This is a genomic window from Acutalibacter sp. 1XD8-33, assembly GCF_003612555.1.
GTDB lineage: Bacteria > Bacillota > Clostridia > Oscillospirales > Acutalibacteraceae > Acutalibacter.
The window spans coordinates 1-23,044 of the sequence record NZ_RAZF01000023.1; the positions used below are offsets into that span (position 1 = coordinate 1).

Consider the following 23,044-nt stretch of genomic DNA (forward strand, 5'->3'; position numbering starts at 1 on the left):
GCCGCCACCTGCCCGTTGAGCCAGATATTGCCGGTGTCCAGGATGTTGTCGATGAGCCGCCGGTTCATGGGCTTGTCCAGCTTGCTCCAGAAGGTGCGGATGAAGGTGTTCCCCACCCAGTCGAACATCCGGGAGATGGGGATGAACTGGTCCTTCACGTCCGTGTTGGCCGGGTAGCAGGCGGTGTAGTTGCCCTTGGCCGTCCAGCCCATGCCCATGAAGTTGATGGCCGTCACCACGCCCCAGCTGCCCGCGATGAGGTTCACCTGCTCCCATGTCAGATTCACCTCCGTTCCGTCCTCCAGGCAGCAGGTATCCATCTTGAGGTTTTTGTTGGACGGGCTCTCATACGGGCACCCGCCATTCGCCGTGTCCACAGAGGCCATGAGCCCGGCCAGCTGGGTGGAGAGGTGGAACTGATAGTCTCCCAGCCGCACCTGGGGCCAGCAGACGATCTGGTTCACGTCTACGAAATTGTTCTTGTTCTTGTAGGCCGTCAGCTGGCTGTATTCCGTGACGCCCTCTTCGGTGCAGTCCGCGTCAATGAGGCATTTCGCCCCGAACAGACCGTTGATCCCCGCCGCCTTTGTGGCCAGGATGGCGGCCGCCACCGTGTCCTGGGACCAGCCGGGGGCCAGCAGCAGGTCGGGGATCACGCCCACGGCGGTCATGCAGGCATCCACCTGACTGATGCCCATGATGACGTCCGGGGTGGTCACCGCGCCGGGATCCACCTGGGCGGCTTCCACGGTCAGGGTGGCGGCGGAATAGGCCGGGCTGTCCTCCAGCAGCTCAATGACGCAGGCGTCCTTGTCCTCGTCATAGAACAGGGTGTAGTCCTCATCCTCCTGGAACTGGGCCGCGCTTTCGCCCTCGCCGCTGGTCACCTTGAGCCCGGTCCGGATGGTCTCCAGAGGCAGGGTGATCCGATGCTCGATGGGATTGTGGCTCCCGGATTTCGCCGGCTTCTTCATGTCCCCGTCGCCGGGATCCAACACATTGCAGAAGATCGCAGGCTGGGCCCCGAACAGCTGGAAGTGGCTGTACATGGCCTCGCAGAGGGTGTACTTCTTCCAGTCGTAGCTGAAGCCCAGTTTCTCCACCGCCTCGTCCCAGCTGGTGCAGAGGACGGGGTAATTGGGCTTTGCCGCCGTGTGGACGGGGGCGGTTCCCACAAAATAGGGGATCCCGCTGTCCGCCACCACGGGGATGCTCACCGCCGTTGCTTTTTCATATACGTGTACGCCCAGATTCGGCATAGCTTATTCCTCCTTTACGTATTTCTCGTACTCGGGCCGGACCTTCTCCTGGGCTGCCTCCACGAGCTCACGGCTGAGCTTCTGGAAGTTGGCATAGTGGGCCGTTCCGGGCTCCTTGACCTTAAGTCTGGCCACGGCCAGGGACTCGCCAGGAACCAGCAGAGTCTTGACCAGGGGGTGTTTTTCCACCACTTCGGCGTTTTCCTTGAGAATGGCCTCCCGCTCCCCCCGAAACACCTGCCCCGTATGCAGATACCCCTTGATATTGGGCCCGATGTAGCAGTAGATCTTATTGCTCTTGCGGGACGTAGTGTCCGCCTTCGCAGCGGTGGTTTTCCGGGCCGGTACTGCGGATGTTGCTGCAGCCTTGCTTGCCATATAATACCTCCAATTTTACCGAGGGCAGCGACCAGGTAGTCACCATTTCCCCGGCATAAAATGGCGGAGCTGCCTATCGTAGATGGGATAGTCAGCTCCCGCTTTCATGTCCAGTCTGAATTGCTTGCAGATGCTCCTCTGCCGCCACAGGGCCAGCCGCACACGCTCGATGAGCCCCAGCAGGGCCAGCGGCCCCTCCTGGCTATTTGGGTGAGAGACCCCGAATACGGTGCGCACCACCGCCTTGCTGACGGGTTCTGTTTTCCCCTCCGGCCACACGTCGTTGGCGGTAATGACCTGATGGAGGATGAACGGCGCTTTCTTCTCCGCCTCCTGAAAGTCCGGCAGGCCCATAGAGTACACTTCGGGGGGCCGGGGCGGGGGCTGGGCCTCATCGTCCTCCTGCATCTCCACCGGCAGGAGCAGGTCCTTCACTGCCTCCCGCGTGAAATCACATAGAGCGTCCAGCAAATTCTGCTTGGTCATTCAGGTTTCTTTCACCTCTTTCAAGGTTTCCCAAAAGGAAACTTGGAGAGCTGGCCGAAGGACAGCTCTTAGCCTCCCCAGCCGTTGAGCAGCCGAACCACCTCGTGGTGATACCGCTCCATGTATTTCTCTGCCGCCTGCTCCCCCAGCTTCTCCTTCCCCTCGTCCTTACCCAGCATTCCCGGCACCGAACCGCCCATGATCTCGCGGATGGAGCTTCCGCCGCTGGGGGACCTGCCCCCGTCCCGTTCAAAGATGCCCACATGGCCAGACCCCATCCGGGCCACAAACGCGTGCTCGAACAGGGTCTTGCCCTCAGCGATGAATTTGTCCGGCTCCATGCCCAACTCCCGGCACAGGGTGGTGATCTCCGCGCTGCGCTGGCGCTCCGCCTGCAGGGCTTCATCCACCAGCTGGCGGGTGTTCTCCGGGGAAGCAGGTTCGCCGCCCGAATTGCTTTTCTGCCCATACTTACATACCTCCAATGATATTTTTGTTTATTTGCAACTGTTGCTCATACACGGAAAGTGGAGCGGTCAACGTTGCCCTGCGGGCAAGTTGCGGAGTTTCCCCCGATGGGGAAAACTCCGGGCCATCCCAGTCCCGGCCTACACCCACAGTGGAATCAGCCGGAATGCTTACGATGCTGATCTCAAAGGGCTGCCACATCTTCATGATGCGGCAGGGCCCGGTAAACCTGCCGTCCTCGGACTTCTTTCCGGCCCGGACGTCCTCGGATTCCTTCATGTTCACCATGTAGCCCACGGACATGCCCTTGAGGGAGCCGGATTTGACCTTTTTGTAGATGGCGTCGGACTCAGCATCCTCGTCAAACTCCACCTCCGCCTGGCCCCGGCCATTTTCCACCCAGGCGCGAGTGATTTTGCCAATCACCTTGCGCCCCTCTCCTTCCTCTGCCCGGATGGCCGAAACCATCCTGTCCCTCCGATATTGGCCAGGGGCCAAATCGCAACTGTTACCGTTTTCCGCTTCTGCCGCCCTCATCATCTGCTTTGCCATCGCTATCACCTCCCCCCGTTACCGGCGCAGGCTCGCCACCCTGCTGGCCGAAAATCATGCTGCTTAAATCCAGCCCGTGGACCTCCTGGGCATATTCCAACACCTCCGCGATATCGTCTATCTGTTCCCGCCAGTCCTTGCCGTTTTCGGCGGCAATCTGCTTAAAGGTCTTTTGTCCGGTCTTTAGGGCCGTCATAACAGCGGTTGCCTCTTTTGCCGGATCGATCTACGGTTTGGGCGGCTTTACCCACTTATGGGTGAAGTACGCCTCTTTCTGGTTCCAGAAATCCGGCATTGAGAGCTTCCCGGCCAGCACCGCCGAAATCAAAAAGCTCTCGTATATTTCGTCTATGACCTCCACCAGCAGCTCTACCTCGTCGGCATAAGTCATGCCGTCCTCGATAAGATTCTGCCGGGTGGAGCTATAGGTGCTGCCGCTCATGTCGCGAGCCACTGCCTCATAGCTTACCCCCTGGCCGGAGGACACCAGCCGCTGGAGCAGCTTAACGTAAGCAGCGGCGTCCGTGGCCTGACCCTGGGGGTTGATCATATCCACCTCGTCCCCGGCCTCCAGCTCGTTCACCATGCCGGGGGTGAACATCCGTCGGTCATAGCCTTTACCGTTTGTACCGGTGCGGCCCCGGCCCAAATTGGGATTGATTTTCTTGATAAACAGCGCCACACAGGCCAGAATCCGCTGCTTGGTATCCTCCGCCACCATAAATTCATTGGCGTCCCTTATGCGGGTCAAGGTCTGGCTCATGTCGCTCATCTCCCGCAGCTGGGAGGGCCTACGCTTGGAAAAGTAGAAGATAACGTCCTTCGCGTCCACACACACCGGCTCCGGGGACGTGATGCCGTCAATGGAATACTGCCGGAACCAGTAGCCCACCGGCTTATTGTATGGGGTATACTCAATGCCCCCGCCCGCCACGTTGCGGACGAAGGCCCCTATCACCCCACCCAGCATATCCGAGTTGCGCTCCAGGTCCCGGGCTCTGGCCCGTACCGTATCCCGGCTGTAGCGGTCGGTCTGTTCCGCGCTGGCATTGACGGCCCGCCAGTTCGCGTTCAAGCGGGAATCGTCCCCCGCGTCGTAATGCCGGAGCGCATCCCGCCAGGCCTGCCGGGAGACTTGCCGCAGGCAACGTCTTAGCCCCTGCTGGGGGCTGAACCAGCTTACAACTTGGTCGATTATGTTCATATTGATCACCATCCTTATGGAGTTTTCCGCAGAAAAACTCGTTGACTTGCCCGCAGGGCAACGGCATAATCACCACAACTTTTTTCGGAAAAGGATTGGCAATACGTGTTATACGTGTTATAATACTCTTGCAAGGAGGGAAGAACAGGAAAGACAAAGACCTGCTGAAACTTCGGAAGGGAAACGGCTGGGAAGTGGTCAGGATACACGGCAGCCACCATGTTCTTCAAAAGGGAGAGGACACCACCGTGCTTCCCATTCACGGCAAGGATGTTCCTACCGGCTTGCTAAACAAAATACGAAAGGACACGGGGCTCAAAAACACATAAATGTGTGCCCCCTCCTTTAAGGAGGCATCTCGTATGATGTTTGTCTATCCCGCCATTTTCCATCAGGAAGGTAACGCCTATTGGGTGGAGTTCCCCGACCTGCCCGGCTGTCAGAGCTTTGGCGACGCTCTCCCTGAGACGATGGCCGAGGCTCAGGAGGCGTTGGCCGCTTATGTGCTCACTCTGCTGGAGCAGGGCAAGCCCTTAGCCCAACCCTCAGACATTGGGGCCATCTCCCCGGAGGACGGCTTCACCTCCCTGGTGGCCTGCACCATCGACCAGTACAAGGAGACCCGAGCCGTGAAAAAGACCCTCACCATTCCCTCCTGGCTCAACGACCGGGCTACGGCCATGGGAGTCAACTTCTCCCAAGTCCTGCAGGAAGCTCTTATCACAAAAATTCAGGCGTAAGCAAGAGCCGGGCAGCTACAAGCTGTCCGGCTCTTTATCTTCCCTCAAAAAATGCCACGCAAGTGTGCGGCAGGAGACAGCTTCCGTCCTCTCCCGCAATCTGCGCGGCCAGTTCGCCCCGCATCTGCCGCAGGAGCCCCAGGTGGCCGGGAGCACACCGTCCTTTGTCAGCTGCTGGATGTGCCGGTCGGTCACGCCGAACAGCTTTGCAATGGTGCGGGCCTCTTTTGCCCCGCAGGCGGTGCCCGGGGTCTGTAGTACCTTGGACCGGGGGGCGGGTATAAGCCATAAAAATAGCACAGCTACCACATGGATAGCTGTGCTGAATGCCAGCTCAGGCAAGGATGAGGCCAGAGACTGACGTTGTATGCTTTGTGCTTTACGCTGATGAAATCAACGCAAAGCAATCTAAAAAGGAATGAGAGCCGCCCCATCTATCGGCCCTAGTATTCATTATATCGTGTGTTTCGAGTGATTGGTGTGATTCGTGTGAAAAGTGAGGAAATATTTTCAATTTTTCCAGAGGCTGTAATAACGGTACTTCACGGAGTCCACCGAATTTTGATTCCTCCGATTGCAAAAGTTATTTTTGGGGTGTTCCCACCAATTTCCAAGCCAAGTGGGAACATGATTTTTCCTTGATATTACTGGGGTTGCAGGGTTGCTTTCGGGGTGTTCCCACCAACTTGAAAACATACCCCTGTTTTTTCAATTTTTGCAAAATTACAAGGAAATCCATGTAGATTTTGCATTTTTGCGTTTTTGGTAGATTGGTATGGTTTTGGTGGGAACAGTGGGAACAGTGGGAACAGTACATCAAGAAACCGCATAAATACTGGCTTTGTGAAATGCTTGCGGTGTTCCCACTCCTGTTCCCACTTTCCACAACGATGTGGAAGGTGGGAACACTTAGAACGGCAAATCGCCATCATCGTCTACTTCTGTCCATTGCTGATCCATCGAAATCTGAAGCTGCTCGCCTCTATCCCGGCGTTCATGTTCATCGGCCAGGGCCTCCACTTCATCCGTTGTTCCCCACAGCTGCCCAATGTTAAAGCATACAAAGTTTGCCACCCTCCCCCCTATACGGCGTTTCACAGTATTTCTCATCACCGTACTTCCATTGGCTTTCTTCTCGGCGGTCTGTTCAATCATCCCCTGCTCTGCCAGATACCGCAGGGTCTTTTGTGGTGAAAACCCCGCCTTAGTCAGCGCCTGGCTCAAAATCGAGGGGAATATGTAGGCCACCTCTCCCTCGCCGCGACTTGCCCCAGGCAACGTCGCCATCATGCCATAGCAGGTGCCGATGGTCTGGGGGTTGAAGAACGCCTTGTTGGCCAGCACCCAATCCACAATAAACTGCACCGCGTTCTCATTCACATCGCCGGAGCCGCCGGTCTGCTGCTGGTCCAGAATGTCGGCGGCCATGGCCTTTGCCCGCTCCCAGCTCTCGGGGGAGATAGCTACGCCGTCCCAGCCCTCAAAGAGCCAGGTGTCCACCATAGCATCGGCGAGAGCCACCAAAGCAATCGCCGCCGTATGCGCGCCGTTCTTCCCATCACTGAGTCCCTGCACATACTCCCTCATCTCGCCGAACATGGCCTGCACGTCCTCCTGGGGAAGCTCCACCAGCCGCTTGATGAACGCCGGTCCCGCGTGGCCGTAGTGCGCAGCCACCTGGCCATACATGGCGCTGGCGCTCTGTTCGTCCGCAAAGGGTGGGCCGTATATCTGCAAAGCGCGGGTGGAAACGCCGCCCTTGCTGGTCTCCACGGTCAGGGGTTCCTCCCCGGTGGAGAGGGCCACCGTGCGCCACTGGTACACCGACTGCAGGCCCCCGCTCTTTGCGCCCCGCACCCTGCCGGTGCCGTTGGCCAGCATATAGACCAGCTGCTCCAGGAGGCCCTGCTTGTCCCCGGCCTGCTGGCGCTCGTCGATGCCCATGGGCAGGTCGCAGCACAGCCCTGCCCGGCGTTCCAGTCCTACGGAAGTGGTGTTGAAGCTGACGGTCAGCTTCTCCGGCTCGCCCCACACGGACATCCCGGCATAGAGGGCCGCTGTCTTGCCGCCCCGGGAGCCGCCCCAGTTGTAGGTGAGGAAGTTGCGCTGCCGGGTGATTTTCAACAGCGGGGCCGCGAAGGCTGAGGCCAGGATGAAGCGGAACTTGTTCCTCTCCCGGTGGGGCCGCATGGCCGCAAGCCAGCCCTCCAGGGTGCCGCTCTGGTGGTATGCCGCCGCTGCCGCCTGCATGGTGGGGTCGCAATCCAGGACTAAGCCCTCATCGTGACCGGGCATGAATTTCCAACGGGAAGAGTTCGCGCGGCTTGGCGAAGCCAACGCCGACGAACTCGGGAAGTCAGTCGACCGGGAGGGAGACTGGACTTCTTTCCATCCTAAAACCCCGGTGGCCTGCACCGAGGGGATTTTTTCCAGGTTCTCTCCCTCCAAAGCGCCCAGGAACTTCACCACGGCCTTTGCGTTCTCGCTGGTGACGGTGCACCCCAACTCAGCGAGAGCCAGCACTGACCGGGAGGAGAACACCGTTGACCGGGGCCACACGGAGGTGAGCCAGCGGCCATCCCGGCGGAAAGCAATCTCTATCTTTTCCTCGCCGCTGTCCATGGAGCGGATGCGCTTGGTCAGCAGGATGGGCGTCCGGCAGACAAGCTCTGACGTGCCCTTTTTTTCGTTGTACTCCCGGATGCCGCCCTCGCTCATGCCCCAGCCGCCTGGGCACTTCAGCGCAATAGGAGCGCCCTCCAGGCCCACACCATACATGGTGTTCGGTTCCGGGTCCTTCTGGTAGTCGATTTCCTCTGCCGCTTTCAGTGCCTCACGGATGAGCCGTTCAGCTTCCTCCCGGCCATGCTTCATGTACAGGTCGCTGGGGTCTTTCGACATTGGCGTCGCTTCGCTCCCCCAAGTCGCCGAGTTTCCCTTTGGGAAACGCTTGCCTAAATGAGCGCAGCTCCACACCTTCACCGTGCCGGAGAAGCCGCCCTCCCGGAGCCCCCGGCAGGTTTTGGCTATAAAAGTATCGCCGCCCCCATCGGGCTCCTTATGGAGATACAGAGTCATACCGTCCAGGGCCTTTGCCTGCTCCGCCTTGAAGTTGCTGGCCCCGGCCACGCCCAGGGCGGGCAGGCCCAAATACCACAGGGTCTGGGTATCGCTCTCGCCCTCCACCAGAATGGCCGCCTGTTCCTCCCGATATTCCGGCAGGCGCCACAGGCCATAGAGAATGGTGGAGCTGCCCTTTTTCCAGCGGAACTCCTTATAGGCGAAGCGCTTGCGGTAGGTGGCCAGCTGGCCGCTCTCGTCCCAATAGGGAATCTTCAGGTAGGTGGTACTCTCATGGGAGTTGCGGTCATAGTCGCTGCCATCACTGAGGCCGCAGCGCTCCCGGAGCCATTCTTCCGGCAGGTGCTTTTCAAAGGCGTATTGCTTGAGGGTATACATCACCAGCTGGTGTCTGCGCTCCCGCTGGGGCGGGTCAATGTGGTGCTGGCGCAGGATCTCCTTATAGGCGGTCTTGGTGTCCGTGTTGTGGAGCTTGGCATAAAAATCCAGATAGTTGCCGCTCTCCCCCTCCTTGAAACACGTCCACTGCCCGGTTTTCAGATTCACGGAAAAACTAGGTTTTGAATCCTCATGGAAAGGGCAAAGCCCCCGCAGAGTGTCCCCGGTGATTTGCGCGTGCTTTACCACCTGACTGTATTCTGTTTTGTAATCCACCAGCTGATCTATGTCTATGTGTCCCATGTTATACTCCGCGTTCATTCCACTCCCCCTATGCGTATTTGAGGGGGCTAAAAAGCCCCCTCATAATACCCTCAAAAAGCCCAAAAAGTCGCCTTCAAAAAGACAACTTTTTCGGGCTCTTTTCAATTTTTTACCACAAAGGGCAGATTGTCACCATCGGGCAGAGGGCCGTAAGCGCGAAGCGCGTCGCCTGAGCCTCCTTCAAATTCCGGGTTTGGTCTGATCCTGTAGGGCGGCTTTTTTCTCCAGTAGGGCTTGGTAGTCGCGGACCATGTCTAGCAGTTCCATGTGCATCACCTTTCTCCATGTAGAATTTTGTCCCAATCCAGCGCCTGGCCGCAGTGGGAGCAGTATCTTGCGGTTCCTGTATAGGTAAAAGCGCAATGACAAGTGGGGCATACGTATCGCAAGTAAATCTGATCTTGAATGTCATTGGCCTTTATAGGCTCTTGCGGTATCTGCTTATTGATGGCGTCGTCAAGCCGTTCTGCTGTTCGGTTCACCTCGGGGCTCTCCCTGCCGTTGCGGCAGTCTACGGCACACACAGCCCATTCCTGCTCCGCCGTAAGGGTGGGGGCCTGCTCCGGCTGATAGCCTATGCCCCCGGCCTTTGCTCCCGCGTAAGGCTTAAAGCCTGCCGGCCGGCTAGCTGCTCCCACAGCGCCGCCCTCCAGCTGGGCCACGCTGTCCCGCTTCAGCTGGTTGTAGATGCCCCGCTCTTTCTTGCCCAGGGTGACTATACGGTTTTCGAAGGTCTGCTCGGGCAGGTCCACCGCTTCCTCTTTGGTGACGCGATAGGCGATGCTGTGTTCCTTGCGGATGAGCTCGTCCATGTCCCGGTAGCCCACCACCTGCTTTTTGTTAAAGCCGCCCATCACCGCATAGCGGCTGCGGAAGGTGTAGTAATTCTGGCCGAAGATGGTGGGGTCTAAGAATCTGTACTGGCTGAAAATGTCCATGGCGTCATTCTGCACCGGGGTGCCGGAGAGAATCAGCTTGTATCGGGCCTGGTCGCCCAGGCGGTGCATGGCCTTGCTCTGGGCGGCGTCGTGGGTCTTGATGCGCTGGCTCTCGTCGCGGATGACCCATTTTGTACCCCGCGCCCATAATAGCTATGGCTGTTAAAGTTTTCCCGCAGCCGGTTTGCCCATCTCAAATAGTAGACCGAACCCTTTGCCTTGTGCAGGATTGCAATTTTGAGATGTCATTGGGCATCACCTCCTCTACGTTTTGCGTATGGAAAATACACGCCGCTTTCCTCCGGATGGGCATGGTGGTAAGCAATATGTTCTCCGGAATTCGCAAAAACCAACAAATTTTCTGGTCGATTGTCCTGCTTGTTGCCGTTGACAGGTCTCTGCTGCACCTGAAAGTGTTTTCGGTTCGGATGATACGGTACCGTGCCATATTGGGGTTATGTCCCCGTTTCCCTGCGCTATGTCCTGGTGCATTCACCACCTCGTCCTTTTGGTGTCTGGATCACATTCCTAATCTTGCCGACTATTTGCCCGAAAGATATTTTGTGAACTGTGCTCCAGCGTTCCAGAATGCACGTGCAAAGTGCATCCAATATTTGCGCCGCAAATATGACATGACTTTCGCTTATACTGAAAAGATGGTAAGAATTGAATATCCGTCCACTCCCAGAACGATGCCTCCATCGAACAGCAGGTCGCGGACTGTGAAGCCTTTGCCCGGATGAATAATCTGCAGGTAGTCAAGGTCTACGCCGACCGCCACCTGACCGGCGCCAACGATAAGCGCCCAGAGTTTCAGCGAATGCTCCGGGAGGCCGAGCGAGGGCATTGGCAGTACGTCATCACCTGGAAAGTTGACCGCTTCGCCCGGATGGACTTCTCCTGTTCCTCTCTCCGGCACATCAGCCAGTCCTCTTGAAAGCCCTCCACATTGGCCCGGATATAGTCCGTTACAGCCCGGATGCGCTCAAGCACCACATCCCGCAGAACATCCTCCCGGATATAGTGCGCCGAACAGGTCCCCCGTCCGCTTTTGATGTCGACAAAACGGGAAGATCAAACCGCCTCCTTATCCGAAAAAATCATACGGCGCATCAGGTTGGGCAGCGGTTCGGCTCCATCACATTCCGTCTCAACGATATACCAGGTGTTTCCAATCTTGCGCGTCACTTTGCAGGAGAACGGGTTCTGCGGTTCATGGTCCCGATACCATTCCTCAATGAAATCGGCGGGCGGTTCAAAGATAGGGTCAAAGCAGCTCTCAATGTCGATAGGCAGGTTCAGAAGTTCTTCAAAGGTTAGCAGTTCAAAGTTTTTCGTCATAGTACCTCCATAATCCGTAGTCTGTTGGGTCAGTCAGCTTTACGCCGGACCCACTGAATGTCATAGCCCAGCGCATCGGCAAGCTGGACAGCCTCCTTGTAGCGGAGGGACTCCCGCTGGAGCTTGTTGGACAGGTTGGACACGCTGTCCGACCAGCCGTACACATCGGAGAGTACGTCCACCACTTCCTGCATGGTCATCCCCTGGCGCACAATGTACGCCTTGATCTCGTTCCTCAAATCGGATTTCAAAGTTTTTTCCCTCACTTCCTGATGAATTTGATTTTGTATTCCGCAAAGTATTTTTACGGAATAATGAAGATTTTCGCAGTTGTAATTTCCGCTCAGATTTGCTATGATGAAGCCCAGATCACAAAGGCCACCTGTCCACTTCACAGTTTCGTGGGATACCCGCCGGAACCGTGGGAAAGACCGCTTGTCCGCAAAGCGGCTACACGGTTTGGTAAATCACCAACAGGTGTAATCCGTTCACTGCTGAACAACCTTTTTCACGAAAATCACAAGGATTGAATTTTACCCAGCTTTTTAAGGTCAAATCAACATGACCGCCTATAAAAAGATAAAGGCAAACGCAAAACTATCCGTACATACGTACATCAGTACAGGGGGCTGTGTACTCGTGTACGCATGTACGGATGATTTCATTTCTCTTTTATACCGCGCCCTCCCGCTGTGGTTATGAGCAAATTTGAAAAAACCGGGCTAATGGCATGACAGCCCTGTTCCAAAAAACATGACAGAGGGAATTTCGGTAGCCGCTGCCAAAATTCCCTCTGTCAGTGTAATAGCAATCACCGCTCCATGCTGTGCCTTGTTGCGGCCTGCGCCGCCCTGCGCTCCGCATCCTGCCTGGCAATCTCGGCTCTGCCCTGTTCCAGCTTGGCGAGGACGGACTCTCTGGCTTTCTCCTTGATCTGTTTGGTGGCGGCGGCTCTGATTTCCGGTTTTCGCAAAACTGCCTGCACTCTGGCAAGCACCTTTTGAGCGGCTTTGCGGATCAGCTCCTGCGCCTTTCCCAGCACCTTGCCGATCAGCCCTTTCTCCGCTGGGGAATAGCGCCGCTCCGGGGCCAGACACCAATCCTTGTAATCGGAGACGATCTTCTCATCCTGCAACTGCGTCTCGGCGCGGACGGCATCGGTCACAAGCTCCACGGCTTTGTCGTAGGCTATTTCTGTTACCTCGTCAATCAGGGCCTCGGCATCCTCCAGCCGGAGCGACACGGATTCCAGCTCTCGCGATTTTTCTTCAATCGCCGTCTCCTGCTCTGTAATCAATTTCTTCTGCTTCTGGATGATATAGTCGTTCTTCTCCAAATAGCTGCGCCCACGGTTGCCGGGGTCAGGTTCTTCCTCCACCGCCAGACCATGCCGTTTGCAAATATCAAACAGAATGACACGGCAGACCCCATCGAAAACCATCTTCCGGTTGTTGGTGCGCCCCTGCTTTTTCTCCGGGTCAGGCAATTCAAACCCCAAAGCCTCCAGCGCCTTTTCCTGTTTCGGCTCCACCTCGCCATAGCGGTTCACATAGTCGAACACATGGCGCTCATGGATATGGGGCGTGGCCTCGTCCAGGTGGAGCGCCCAGTCAATGACATGGACGTGTTCCCCGAAGCGGCGCTCCAACTCCATCATAAATTTTCCGACAATTTCCAGAAGCACATCCGGAGAAACGGAGTCCTCCATGGTGCCGATCTGGTAAATCGTTTCCTCCGGACAGAAGCGTTTGTCGGCCAGCAGATCATCCACGCTCCGGTCACGCTCAGAGTGGCGGCGTTCGGCGTTCCGTTCATGCTGGCCATCAAGGTAATCTGAGTAGCGGTCCAGATAAAAGGCCCGCTCCACATCCGCGAAGGAAACCTCCCCATCCTGCTGGGCCGGATAGGTCGCGCCCCGGAAACAGTCCCAATAGATGTTCTGCTGAATGCGCTCACCGTCAATGTGGCCGGCGTGTTCGGTATCGAAGGTTCTGTCGTTGTGCGTTGATTTATAGACTCCGCTTTTTCCGGCTCTTCCGTTGTGCCGGGTCAGTCTTTTTGCCATTTTGCTCTCCTTCCTGTTTCTCGTTTTTGCTGTTCCGGGAGTGGCCAGGGGCGGCGAAGCCGCCGAATCTGGGTGCTTTGCGCCAGATAATAACCCAGTAAAGTGACGCAGGGCATCACTTTACTGGGCCAAGGGCTTCACCCTCTGGACACCGGAGCAGGCGCTGCCGCCCTGCACCCGGCCCTCGTCGTCGCAAGCTCCGTATCCCTCGCTCACTCCGCTGCTCCTCCTCTCCCCACCGAAACCGCTGCGCTGGGTTTCGGCGGGGACCCCAGCGTCCACCTCTGGACACTGACCAGATGCTCGCCGCTCTGGACTTGGCGCAAAGGGCCTGCCGCCCTCTGCACTCCCGCCGTTCTCCCCGAAACCCGTTCCTGCCCCTGTTCTCTCAGCGGCGTTTCGTTCCCTTTGATACGCTTCATGCGATACTTCACCAGAGAACATATCTGTTTCGGACGGTCATTCTTTTTTCAAGCTGCAATGCTGTGTGGCACAAACATCGTAGCAGAAAAAAGGCCGCTCTCCCGTATATCCAAGAGGTAGGAAATCCGGCCTGAAAACTGGATATTTCCACGCTCTCGGAAATGTGGTAGAATGGCAGTAAAATCAGATGGAGGGCAGCGATATGTCTTTGACGATACAGGAACGGATAAAAGATTTGCGGGTGGAGCGCAAGCTGACGTTGAAAGAGCTTGCGGAGCAAACGGGGCTGTCCTCGTCCGCACTGGGCAGCTACGAGGCGGACGACACCAAGGACATCAGCCACTATGCTCTCATCAAGCTGGCAAAGTTCTACGGTGTGACCGCCGATTATCTTCTGGGCCTGACAGAAACAAAGCGCCACCCAAACGCTGATCTCGCAGACCTGCATTTGAGTGACGCTATGATTGATGTGCTGAAAGCGGGGCGGGTGGATACTGCCCTGCTGGGGGAATTGGTAGCGCATCCGGATTTTATAAAGCTGCTGGCCGATATTCAAATTTATGTAGAGGGCATCGCCGCCATGCAGATACAAAATCTGAACGCATGGGTAGATGTGGCACGGGCTGAAATCGTGGAGAAGTATCAGCCGGGAGAGAACGACAGAATGACCTATCTTCTGCAATCGGCCCATGTGGATGAGGGAGAATATTTCACCAGTCGGGTGCATCGTGACATTGACGCAATCATGGATGATATGCGGGAGGCACACCGGGGCCGGAGTGACAGCGCACCGGAAAACTCTGCTGCCGAAGAATTGAAACAGGACTTGGAGGAGGTTGCTCGTTTCAATGGCAGTAAGCTGGAACAGCTTATCATGCTGTTCTGCAAGCAGACAAAGCTCCGCTACAACAAATTGACCGAGGAAGAAAAACAGTGGCTGGCACGAATTGCCCAGAAGTCGGAACTGCTAAAAAGCTCTGTTCCGCAGAGGGGGAAGAAACGGAAATAGGGATTTTTGCTCCGCAAATATGAACAGCTCTACGGGTCCTGCCTCCGCAGACCTGTAGAGCTGTTATTCATCGGGGACATACTCGGCGATGTCCTCCAGGCGGCAATCTAGTGCCGAACATAATTTGTTCAGTGTCTTTGTTTCCATGTTGTCATTGGCCTGCAAACGCCGGACGGTCTTGCTGTCAATGCCGCACTTTTCTCGGAGCTGGTAGGTGGAGACGCCTTTTTCCTTCATCACATCCCACAGCTTATCAAAAATAATCACGACATCACCCTCCCTGATTGACACCAATCAGTATGGGGGTTATAATCTCCAGTGTTAAGGGGATATAACCCCCATAATCAAATTAAAGTCAGGAGAGAGTTGTGATGATTGAAAACCGCTGTGCGTTCACGGGGCACCGCCCAAAAAAGTTTCCATGGGGCTATAATGAGGCAGACGCTCGTTGCGTCGCACTGAAAAAGGCACTTGCCGCAGAGATTGCCAAGTTGGTGGACACTGGATGTACGGACTTCTACTCTGGTATGGCAGAGGGAGCAGATACCTGGGCAGCTATAGCTGTTCTGGCCTTGAAAAAAGAAAATCACGCGCTGAAGCTCCACTGTGTCCTGCCCTACGAGGAACAGGCGGACGGGTGGTCAGCTTCAGCGCGGGAATTATATTTTTCTATTCTGGAGCAGGCGGATGAGGTTGTATATGTGAGCCGGGAGCACCGTGAGGGCTGTATGCTAAAACGGAATCGCTATCTGGTCAATCATGCTGCCTGTCTGCTGGCTGTCTACAACGGAGAGTGGCGGGGAGGAACGGCGATGACAGTAAGGTATGCACAAAAGTTAGGACGAAAAATTATTGTGCTTGATCCGACTTAAAGAGCCATAGTGAAAGTTGGAGTATGGTGTATTGTTTTTTGCCCCTTGATGTGGTATCATTATTTCATGTATATGTGCGACAAATTTTGTAGACGAGGGTATTCCCATGAACTCAGATATTATCTCAAAACTTAAAACTGGTCCTGAACAACAGCTCGTTATTGGTCCATTAGTCCAAAGATTCTTGGACAAGGGGTGGAGACTAGGACAAATGATGTTTGGGCGCACAGAGTGGCGAGTTCCTAAAACTCCTTCAGAGGCATCTAAACGCGAGAGCGGTTCATCATATGACGGTTTCCCTGTCGATATTGCGGTTTTTGAAAGTGAACAGACCTGCGGAGATTATCGGCATCTGTTGTTTATTATTGAGGGAAAACAGCCAACTATTGACGTTGGCTTACAACAGTTGGAAATCTATTTGTCGTTGGAACCACATGTAAAATTGGGAATATGGGCCAACAATGCAGATCCATCGGCATTAAGCCTTACTGTTTATAAAAATATGAAGGGACTAACGGTCCCTAAACAAACCTGTGTATCTGACTTCCCTTCTATTGGAGCCGAACTTTCACCTACCGCAACCGCGCTCAAATTTTCTAATTTGATTCCACTCACAAATGACACTCTTCGGAAAGCTTTTAGCGATTTGCTCGACAAGGTCGTTGCTCAAGACAGCCGTGTAACTCGTCGCGAAGAACAGCTTGACCAGTTATGTAATTTATTATTGTTGAAATTGGACAGTGATAAAAAGGCAAAAATGGCATCGTCTTCTGAAGTGGCATTTAGAGTCTGTGCGACAGCAAGCGCAACAGGAGCTTATATTAGGGAGAGATTTGAGGAATTTCATGATGTATACCCTGACATTTTTGTAACGGAATCTGAAAAGGAGATCAGATTTAGCGATACCACAATTTATGATTGCGTAGAAAGGCTTGCTCCACTAAAAGTGCTTGATGCAGGGGTCGAATCTGTTTCGGTTGCGTTTCAAGTATTGCGGAGTGCAGCACTTAAGCAAGAAGAGGGGCAGTATTTTACACCTTCACCAGTAATTGAAGCGGCTATAAAACTAATGCCAATAACATTAGAAGATATTATAATCGATCCTGCTTGTGGGACGGGCGGTTTCTTGGTTCAATGTCTTATTGACATTAAGAATCGATATCCGGGCGATGAGAAAGAGGTTTCAAAGTGGGCGCAGCTTCATCTTTTTGGTATTGATAAGGATGCTATTGGTATTAAGTTAACCAAAGCTATAATGCAGATATTGGATGATGGATCAGCTCATTGCGTAAGAGGTGACAGTGTGTTGACACACACTTGGGAAACGCAATACCCTCACCTTAAGTCAAATCAGTTTAACAATGGACGTTTCAGCAAGGTTTTTACTAATCCACCTTTTGGCGCTCCCTTGAAAGTCAAATATTCAGATGCAAAGAAAGCTGGCTTAAGTATTGTGACCTACATTGAAACGGGCAAGGATATTGAACTTGGACTAGCAATGTTTAACCGATGCCATGACCTGCTTAAGGTGGGCGGCATGATGTGCATTGTATTGCCAGAAACATATTTTTTCTCACCATCATATGCGTATGTTCGGGAGTGGGCTAAGACACGGTTGAAGCCTATATGTGTTGCCAATGTACCGATGGAGGCGTTTCAAGGATTTTGTCGGGCAAAGACTAACTTATATATATTCCAAAAGATTGCTCCAGACTCTACTTTCGGTGATGATGAAGTAGTCGATTTTATTAATCCGCAAACTTGTGGTATCTATAAAAATGGTAGCCAGCGATTTAAGGTCGATGTAACAGGTAGTCGAACCAGCGTAATTGATAACGAATTGCTGGATATGGCAAAAGAATGTTCTGAGGGGCATAGCCAATTTGCAGTACCGCTTACTTCGATTTATCAGAAAGATGTGTTAGTTCCGCAATACTACGATATGTCATATAGAACAGGCTTTGAACAACTAAAAGCAAAATGGGGCTTTTGTGAAATCTCATTAGGCGACTTGATAGAGCGTGGTATTATCGAAATACAAGGCGGTCATGGAAGTCCAAGCAATGACCTACGAAACGGGACAATCCCTTATGTTAAAGTCTCCGATATTCGCAATTTAAGAATTAATGTTAATCCAACAAACCTGATTCCAATTGAGTTGGCAAGGCGATTTTGGAAAACGAATGACGGACGTAGCAATTTGAAAGGTTGGGATTTAATATCTCCCAGTCGGGCAAGCAGCAATATTGGAGAGTTCTCAATTTTAGTTCCTGGCGAAGAGCAAATTGTATTGACCAAGGAAGTGTTTGTTCTGAGGGTACAACCAAACGATTTGGGTATTGATCCCTTTTATATGTTGTGGGCATTGGCGCTTAGGGAAGTTAGAGATCAGTGGCGAAGAGTTACTTTGATGCAGACAAATAGAGAGGATGTTGGGAAAAGATTCTGTGAGGTTTGTATTCCTATGCCGTTGTCTCCCAAATGGGCAAAAGAAGTATCATGCTCATTTAGAAAATATTTTGAAAGCATTGCAAAGTCGAAAGAAACTTTTGTTAAGGAAACTCAAGAAGATCGTTTTGACTATATTGCATCGGTAAGTGCGTTTTCTGATAAAATCTCAGATTAAGGAGCGACTTTTTTGCTGTTCACTCGTATTGATGAACAGAGGGACGAAGCTACGGTAACGGCTTGAGGTTTTGTAGGCAAGCTGAACCGACTTGTATGGCCTGGTTAATGAAAATGTACCAGATACTGTCGAAATCAGGATAAAGAAAGCGTGGGGTAAGTATAATGCTGGATAAAGGGTTGCTGGATGAATTTAGCAATCAACACCTAAAGATAATTATTAATAACAGATTACAAGGGTTGAATCCACAGTACGCAGAGGTTTTTCTTCGCAAACTGGAGACTGTATATCACACATATCTTTCTGTGTTTCCAACGCAGTGTGCGCAATTGGATTTGTTATGGGATTTACGAAAAGCAGGTGCAATTACGTTTGAAAATACAATACGTGCAATGGATGTTTTGGTAGGCGATATGAGTAAACGTTTTGACAAAGCGTACAAGCCGCCCAAGCTTTTTATAAGTCATGCCCAAGCTGATAGTATAATTGTAAAAAAATTTGTTTCATTACTTGAGAGAATCGGCATAAAATCTGAACACCTTTTTTGTAGTTCCATAGATGGATACGATGTTCCCCAAGGAGCTGGAGACATTTACGATTACTTGCGAAATGAGATGACTAATGATGGTCTCTTTGTAATTATGATGCTATCGAAGAATTATTATGCAAGTAAAGTGTGTCTGAATGAAATGGGTGCCTCTTGGGTTAAGCAAGCAGCCTATCAAGTTATTTTGTTACCAGGGTTTGATTATTCTAAAATTAAGGGTGTAATTAGACCGACTGAAATGTGCTTTAGGTTAGATGATTCTGTTCACAGAGCATATGATATGAATGAATTGAAGGAGAGAATCTTGAAGCATTTAGGTTTACCTACAATTGATTCTACACAATGGGAGCGGAAACGAGATGAATTCTTTTCTGAGATTGATGCGCAACCTAAAGTATAATATTAAGCGATGAGCGATTCGATCAAATCAGTTTATAGAATTCAGGGGAGGAAACAGGATGGCAAAAAATGTGACTCAATATGATTTGCTTATTTCTTGTCCTGGTGATGTTCAGTCAGAAGTTGAAATTATCAAACAGATTGTAGATGATTTCAATGAAAGATATTCTGATACATTGGGTATTTCTTTAAGGGCAAGGCACTGGAAAAAGAGTTCCTATGCTCAGTCTGGGGGAAAGCCGCAAGCTCTATTGAATGAGCAATTTGTTAAGCAGTGTGATGCAGCTGTAGCCGTGTTTTGGACACGCTTTGGAACGCCTACTGACGAATATGGATCAGGTGCGGAAGAAGAAATTGAACTTATGCTTGGGGCGGATAAACAGGTTTTTATGTATTTTTCAGACAAACCCATTCCGCCATCAGCACACGATCCAGCTGAGTATGAACGAATAAGTGCTTTTCGTGAAAAATACAAAGACAGAGGAATCTATTTTACCTATACGTCTGATGAAGAGTTTACCAAATTGTTTACCGCACATTTGGCGCAACATTTTCTTAGCATTCAAAAGGTAAATGAGATAAAAGATTTGCGCACACCTCGACTGCTTCTTAGAGGGATAAATGAAAACGGGATGTTGTGTGATAGCGTTCCCGTTCATAGTTTTACACTCAATTTTGAAAGAAACGCTAACAATTACCTCGAAGCAATCAAGCAAATGTACCAAGACATTGCTGCACTCCAAGTAGGTTCATATTCTACACAGCCAGTAAAATCAAATTCTCCTGCTGAACGCTATTTGGAGTCTTTTTATCCCCCTATAACAATAAAAGATGAGCGCAAAGAGTTTTTGACCAAAATGGCCTCTGCTTTTAATTTGTCTTTACCTGATGATTTTTTTGAACTTGGCAATTTATCAAAAGATAGCTTAGGGAGCCTTGCGATTGGGGGGCAATATAACTTGAGGGGGACAGAAACTGAAAAGAGAAAATATGAATTAATTCAATCGCTCTACGACTCTATAATTGAATTTTCTAAGCAGAGTCGTATCGAAGATACCTTTTCCAATATAAAATGCTTAAAGCTTGCTATTGAAAATGATGGAACGGCCGTAGATGAGGATATAGAGATAACAATTACGCTATCCATACATGATCTGTTGCCCATTGACGAATTTCCAGTATTGGACAATTCATCAAAAAGCTATTTACTAAATGAAGTTGATATGGATGAACTATTTTGTATCCCAAGCACTGCGCAATATATGGAGTATGAATCTAGCATGAAACCGCTAGTCGGCGGGAAATATGCTCAGCCTACAAGTATAAATACCTTCCCATTCATAGGTGGAGAAGCAGATTATTCAGAAGATTATGAAGATGAGTTATTCCGTATTTTCCCCTACGATATTTATCCTAGCGGGAAAGATTACATCTGCAAGTTAAAAATCGATTATATTAAACACCACACAGTAGTGGCTTTCCCAACGCCACTTCCGTTAAAAGGTATTCCGGCAGAGATACCATATACCATTACTTCAAAAAATGCTGCTGAAATAATTCAAGGCACTATAAAAGTATCAGCTAACATAGGCGGAGAGTAAACAAGCGCGGCAGATCATGGGAATCTGCCGCGCTTTTGTTAGTCCAAAGGGGAGTAATCTGTCACATTTTTCAGATACTCTTCCGGGTTACCATTGAGAATCAAATCAGCATAACCAATTGGATCATTATAAATCAGATAATCCAGCTCTGACTGCTGATACATATTTTTAGCGACCTCGTTCTCCACAGCTATGCAGTCAATAGAGATTATGCTACCATCGGCGAATTTCAGCTCTACGCAAACAGTGTCCATGTTGAACTCGCAGGAAAGTAATGATGCCATTAAATAGGAACCTCCTCTTTAATCATCCTGAGCAAATTATTGGTGTTCTGCACTACGGACTGCCAACTGATGATGTTAAGTTGAGATTAGTTCCTTATCACTATCAAGCCAAGGAATTCCGGGATTTTTTCGTGTTTTGGGGTGGTCGTATGCGGTCTGGATTGCCGCTCCTTTTTGCCTGTTTTGCGCCTCATTTTCGCATCTGGTCGTATCCGTTTCTAACCTTTCCGTCTGGCACATCATCAATAAATCATCAAAAATCTGGGGTGTTCCCTCCTGTTTCGCTGGCCTCGGTCATAAACTGAATCCGTCCGTTATCCCCTGTAGGCGGGTGGTGTCTTTCTTGACGTAGTACATCTCGGTTATCTGCGAGGTGCTGTGACCTAAGAGGTCGGCTACTTGGCGGGGTGAGAGTGCCATCAGTGTCCCATCCGGCTGGCGGATACCGTTCACTAGCGAACTTCCAAAAGTGTGTCTCAAGGAATGTAGCCCCTTCTGCTCTATCCCTGCGGCCTTGAGAATCCGGTAGTACCGTTTGCGGAAGTTCACAGGGCGGGTGTAGCCGCCCTTCTCGTCGCTTACAAGGGGCGAATTTGGCCCGAAAAACCGTTCCCTGCGCAAAAAAACTCCCTTACCGCCTGCTCTGCGGCCTGATTTAGGGGCACACGGCGCTTACTGGTGGCTGTTTTCGTTTTGCCAACCTTCACTTCTCTGCCGGGGACGTAGTCTGTCCCCTCGTGCCTGCACACCTCTTTGACGTTCTGGCGCACTTCAAGGTATCTACCTTCCAGATTGATGTCGCTGTTGAGCAGGCCAAGCAACTCCCCTGTGCGTAGGCCGGTGTTCAGCATGAGGATATAGGCCGCTGGCTGCTGGTACTTGGGCTTGCCGTTTGAAAATTTGCTGAACGCCTCGGCCTTGAATCTCTCGATTTCCTCTGGCGTAAACACCGTGACAGTTTCTTGCGTGGGTAAATCTTCCTTGTTCTGCGCCGCCATGAAGTTGGATTTCTTTATCATGGGTACGCTGTTCATGGGATTCTTGGCGAGAATTTCCCGCTGGGTGAGGTAGCGGAAATATTCGTTGAGCACGATGTACACCTTCTTGACCGTGGTGTAAGCGTAGCCTTCACCCAACCAGTAATTGAGCACTTCCTTGAGGTCAGCGGCAGTGATGTCTCCTACTATCTTTTCACCAAGCAGAGGAAAAATCTGGTGTTCCACCGTACATTCGCAACGGTCGTAAGTTGTGCGCTCCGCCGAGGGAAATTTGAACACTTGGAGCCAGTGGGTCATGCTCTCCTTGCGTGTCTTGTGGGATTCATCGGACTCCTGCAATTCTTCGTTAAAGGCCGCAATGTAATCGGTCATTTTCTTGGTGACTTCTGCCTTGGTCGTGCCTGAGAAGGATTTGCGCTTGCGCTCCCCTTTCTCATCCATGTACCACACCGTGCCGCCCCAACGGTCATCCGTTCGCTTAAAGGCTTTTCCGTTTGTGAGCAATTTCTTCTGAGCCATCTGTCAGCCCTCCTTTCTCAGCACACCACAATACCACACCTTGCCGGGAAAGTCCACTGACATTTTTCTTACTTTTCTTGTTGCTTTGAAAAATCCCTTTCTTTGTTTATGCGGCGCAAATTTTGAGCGCCGAGCAAAGCCCATTCAACTCCCCTTTAGGGGCAGGGGGAGAGCCGGGAACTCCCGGCTCCTACGGACGGCGTATAGCCGGACGCTGTGCTTGCCCTGCCCTGCCCAAAGGCAGGTTATCTCGTGCATATACTTGCACTTCCTCTCGCATAATTGCGCCTTCTTGACCGTTTTCTTTGTCTCAAAATATGGATAATCTCTCACTTTCCTCTGCGTATCTGCACTAAAGAAACCGTTACTCACAAATCGCCATAGATGCTCCACAACAGCGCTTATCGCGCTTTCTCCGCTTGAAAATCGACCATGAATAGTTTTCTCAAAACTGTGCATGGTCACCCCTACAGTCGCTTTTCCTAACAAAATCAATAAAGTTAGAGTTATTTCCACAAGAAGCAATCTGTACGTTGTTGTTTGACACTCGCA

25 protein-coding genes are annotated in these 23,044 nt (G+C 51.9%); 8 read left to right on the forward strand and 17 right to left on the reverse strand.

Going from position 1 to position 23,044, the window contains the following annotated elements:
• From D7X94_RS12940 to D7X94_RS12965, 7 genes are all read right to left on the reverse strand, one after another.
• Nucleotides 1–1,259, reverse strand: a 1,259-nt coding sequence (locus D7X94_RS12940; protein ID WP_120428103.1) for a phage tail protein, incomplete at its 3' end; no start/stop codon positions are given.
• Nucleotides 1,260–1,262: 3 nt separating this feature from the next.
• Entirely contained in the window at nt 1,263–1,637 is a 375-nt protein-coding gene (locus D7X94_RS12945; RefSeq protein WP_120428104.1) for a hypothetical protein, read from the reverse strand.
• 39 nt (nt 1,638–1,676) lie between these two features.
• Nucleotides 1,677–2,123: a hypothetical protein gene (locus D7X94_RS12950; RefSeq protein ID WP_120428105.1), complete on the reverse strand. Its 447-nt coding sequence runs from the start codon at nt 2,121–2,123 to the stop codon at nt 1,677–1,679.
• Between the two features lie 68 nt (nt 2,124–2,191).
• Nucleotides 2,192–2,608 (reverse strand): hypothetical protein, encoded by a 417-nt coding sequence (locus D7X94_RS12955; protein ID WP_120428106.1) that lies wholly within the window; start codon nt 2,606–2,608, stop codon nt 2,192–2,194.
• A complete protein-coding gene (locus D7X94_RS12960; protein ID WP_120428107.1) occupies nt 2,595–3,143 on the reverse strand; it encodes an HK97 family phage prohead protease in 549 nt (182 codons plus the stop codon). Before D7X94_RS12960 ends, D7X94_RS12955 begins: the two co-directional genes overlap by 14 nt.
• Nucleotides 3,100–3,339 (reverse strand): hypothetical protein, encoded by a 240-nt coding sequence (locus tag D7X94_RS19280; protein WP_243111313.1) that lies wholly within the window; start codon nt 3,337–3,339, stop codon nt 3,100–3,102. The genes D7X94_RS12960 and D7X94_RS19280 overlap by 44 nt, the downstream gene beginning before the upstream one ends.
• Before the next feature lie 30 nt (nt 3,340–3,369).
• Nucleotides 3,370–4,347 carry a phage portal protein gene (locus D7X94_RS12965; RefSeq protein WP_243111314.1) on the reverse strand — a complete coding sequence of 326 codons (978 nt, stop codon included), beginning with the start codon at nt 4,345–4,347 and terminating at the stop codon, nt 3,370–3,372.
• Nucleotides 4,348–4,475: 128 nt separating this feature from the next.
• Between D7X94_RS12965 and D7X94_RS12970 the strand changes: the two genes are divergently transcribed.
• Together D7X94_RS12970 and D7X94_RS12975 are read left to right on the forward strand one after the other, a co-directional pair.
• Nucleotides 4,476–4,676 carry a type II toxin-antitoxin system HicA family toxin gene (locus tag D7X94_RS12970; protein ID WP_199715116.1) on the forward strand — a complete coding sequence of 67 codons (201 nt, stop codon included), beginning with the start codon at nt 4,476–4,478 and terminating at the stop codon, nt 4,674–4,676.
• 33 nt (nt 4,677–4,709) lie between these two features.
• Nucleotides 4,710–5,087, forward strand: a complete 378-nt coding sequence (locus D7X94_RS12975; protein WP_120428108.1) for a type II toxin-antitoxin system HicB family antitoxin — start codon at nt 4,710–4,712, stop codon at nt 5,085–5,087.
• A 15-nt stretch (nt 5,088–5,102) separates the two neighbouring features.
• Here the strand turns inward: D7X94_RS12975 and D7X94_RS12980 are convergent, their stop codons facing one another.
• The 3 genes from D7X94_RS12980 to D7X94_RS12990 all read right to left on the reverse strand — a co-directional run bounded on the left by D7X94_RS12980 (nt 5,103) and on the right by D7X94_RS12990 (nt 9,931).
• On the reverse strand, nt 5,103–5,387 hold the full coding sequence (locus D7X94_RS12980) for a hypothetical protein (RefSeq protein WP_147401733.1): 285 nt from the start codon (nt 5,385–5,387) through the stop codon (nt 5,103–5,105).
• Nucleotides 5,388–5,996: 609 nt separating this feature from the next.
• Entirely contained in the window at nt 5,997–8,867 is a 2,871-nt protein-coding gene (locus D7X94_RS12985; RefSeq protein ID WP_120428110.1) for a DUF927 domain-containing protein, read from the reverse strand.
• A 275-nt stretch (nt 8,868–9,142) separates the two neighbouring features.
• Nucleotides 9,143–9,931: an SNF2-related protein gene (locus D7X94_RS12990; RefSeq protein WP_279221791.1), complete on the reverse strand. Its 789-nt coding sequence runs from the start codon at nt 9,929–9,931 to the stop codon at nt 9,143–9,145.
• A 616-nt stretch (nt 9,932–10,547) separates the two neighbouring features.
• Between D7X94_RS12990 and D7X94_RS12995 the strand changes: the two genes are divergently transcribed.
• On the forward strand, nt 10,548–10,745 hold the full coding sequence (locus D7X94_RS12995) for a recombinase family protein (RefSeq protein WP_243111315.1): 198 nt from the start codon (nt 10,548–10,550) through the stop codon (nt 10,743–10,745).
• Nucleotides 10,746–10,882: 137 nt separating this feature from the next.
• Here D7X94_RS12995 and D7X94_RS13005 read toward each other — a convergent pair whose 3' ends face one another.
• From D7X94_RS13005 to D7X94_RS13015, 3 genes are all read right to left on the reverse strand, one after another.
• The gene (locus D7X94_RS13005) at nt 10,883–11,149 is read right to left on the reverse strand and encodes a hypothetical protein (RefSeq protein WP_120428113.1); all 267 of its coding nucleotides are present in this window, start codon (nt 11,147–11,149) and stop codon (nt 10,883–10,885) included.
• Between the two features lie 29 nt (nt 11,150–11,178).
• Nucleotides 11,179–11,400 (reverse strand): LLM class flavin-dependent oxidoreductase, encoded by a 222-nt coding sequence (locus D7X94_RS13010; RefSeq protein WP_120428114.1) that lies wholly within the window; start codon nt 11,398–11,400, stop codon nt 11,179–11,181.
• A gap of 560 nt (nt 11,401–11,960) precedes the next feature.
• Complete coding sequence (locus D7X94_RS13015; RefSeq protein WP_120428115.1) at nt 11,961–13,214, reverse strand: hypothetical protein; 1,254 nt, start codon at nt 13,212–13,214, stop codon at nt 11,961–11,963.
• 625 nt (nt 13,215–13,839) lie between these two features.
• Between D7X94_RS13015 and D7X94_RS13025 the strand changes: the two genes are divergently transcribed.
• Nucleotides 13,840–14,646: a helix-turn-helix domain-containing protein gene (locus tag D7X94_RS13025; protein WP_120428117.1), complete on the forward strand. Its 807-nt coding sequence runs from the start codon at nt 13,840–13,842 to the stop codon at nt 14,644–14,646.
• A gap of 63 nt (nt 14,647–14,709) precedes the next feature.
• Here D7X94_RS13025 and D7X94_RS13030 read toward each other — a convergent pair whose 3' ends face one another.
• Nucleotides 14,710–14,913, reverse strand: coding sequence for a helix-turn-helix domain-containing protein (locus tag D7X94_RS13030; protein WP_120428118.1), 204 nt, complete (start codon nt 14,911–14,913; stop codon nt 14,710–14,712).
• 104 nt (nt 14,914–15,017) lie between these two features.
• Between D7X94_RS13030 and D7X94_RS13035 the strand changes: the two genes are divergently transcribed.
• From D7X94_RS13035 to D7X94_RS13050, 4 genes are all read left to right on the forward strand, one after another.
• Nucleotides 15,018–15,518 (forward strand): SLOG family protein, encoded by a 501-nt coding sequence (locus D7X94_RS13035; protein WP_120428119.1) that lies wholly within the window; start codon nt 15,018–15,020, stop codon nt 15,516–15,518.
• A 106-nt stretch (nt 15,519–15,624) separates the two neighbouring features.
• Nucleotides 15,625–18,144 (forward strand): N-6 DNA methylase, encoded by a 2,520-nt coding sequence (locus tag D7X94_RS13040; protein WP_120428120.1) that lies wholly within the window; start codon nt 15,625–15,627, stop codon nt 18,142–18,144.
• A 164-nt stretch (nt 18,145–18,308) separates the two neighbouring features.
• Entirely contained in the window at nt 18,309–19,091 is a 783-nt protein-coding gene (locus tag D7X94_RS13045) for a toll/interleukin-1 receptor domain-containing protein (RefSeq protein WP_120428121.1), read from the forward strand.
• A gap of 58 nt (nt 19,092–19,149) precedes the next feature.
• Nucleotides 19,150–20,691, forward strand: coding sequence for a hypothetical protein (locus D7X94_RS13050; protein ID WP_120428122.1), 1,542 nt, complete (start codon nt 19,150–19,152; stop codon nt 20,689–20,691).
• Between the two features lie 38 nt (nt 20,692–20,729).
• Here D7X94_RS13050 and D7X94_RS13055 read toward each other — a convergent pair whose 3' ends face one another.
• The 3 genes from D7X94_RS13055 to D7X94_RS19550 all read right to left on the reverse strand — a co-directional run bounded on the left by D7X94_RS13055 (nt 20,730) and on the right by D7X94_RS19550 (nt 22,492).
• On the reverse strand, nt 20,730–20,975 hold the full coding sequence (locus D7X94_RS13055; RefSeq protein WP_120428123.1) for a DUF6061 family protein: 246 nt from the start codon (nt 20,973–20,975) through the stop codon (nt 20,730–20,732).
• A gap of 294 nt (nt 20,976–21,269) precedes the next feature.
• Nucleotides 21,270–21,524 carry a tyrosine-type recombinase/integrase gene (locus tag D7X94_RS19885; RefSeq protein WP_442857911.1) on the reverse strand — a complete coding sequence of 85 codons (255 nt, stop codon included), beginning with the start codon at nt 21,522–21,524 and terminating at the stop codon, nt 21,270–21,272.
• Nucleotides 21,525–21,553: 29 nt separating this feature from the next.
• On the reverse strand, nt 21,554–22,492 hold the full coding sequence (locus D7X94_RS19550; RefSeq protein ID WP_120428125.1) for a tyrosine-type recombinase/integrase: 939 nt from the start codon (nt 22,490–22,492) through the stop codon (nt 21,554–21,556).
• Nucleotides 22,493–23,044: the final 552 nt, after the last annotated feature.